The organism is Lacticaseibacillus camelliae DSM 22697 = JCM 13995, from assembly GCF_001436615.1.
Classification (GTDB): Bacteria; Bacillota; Bacilli; order Lactobacillales; family Lactobacillaceae; genus Lacticaseibacillus; species Lacticaseibacillus camelliae.
Genome location: NZ_AYZJ01000056.1, coordinates 1 through 422, shown reverse-complemented (window position 1 = coordinate 422; position 422 = coordinate 1). Strand labels below are relative to the sequence as shown.

Here is a 422-nt window from a genome sequence, read left to right as displayed (position 1 = left end):
CTCAGTGAAGCTAGGAAGAATAAGCACTATACATCATCGCTCAAACTGGCAGCGGTCTTAGCTTATCAAACTGGCGAAGGAACGCTTAGCGAATTGGCTATACGATTTGGTTTGCGGTCAGCGAGACAACTCCATGATTGGCTTTCCAAGTATAATGAGGACAAGACTTTGACGGCATCGCCGTTCAGAAAGCAGGTCCCCACTATGAGTCGGAAGACAACATTCGAAGAACGAATTGAAGTGGCCGAGTATGTGACCAAGGGCAGGCACTCCTACAGCGAAGCTGCGGAGCATTTTCAAGTCTCCTACCAACAGGCTCGTTCCTGGGTACTCAAGGCCAAAGATAGCGGTTATGAGGCCCTCGTTGATAACCGGGGCCATCACAAAGCTGAAGCTGATCTTACAGAGACCGAGAAGCTACG

At 49.8% G+C, this 422-nt stretch carries 1 protein-coding gene and 1 pseudogene; both read left to right on the top strand.

The window, feature by feature from the left end; all coding sequences use genetic code 11:
• Positions 1 to 45: 45 nt before the first annotated feature.
• Positions 46 to 147, top strand: a pseudogene (locus FC75_RS13140) (helix-turn-helix domain-containing protein); the annotation flags it as partial.
• 57 nt (positions 148 to 204) lie between these two features.
• On the top strand, positions 205 to 422 hold a 218-nt coding region (locus tag FC75_RS13015), incomplete at its 3' end, for a helix-turn-helix domain-containing protein (RefSeq protein ID WP_235808729.1).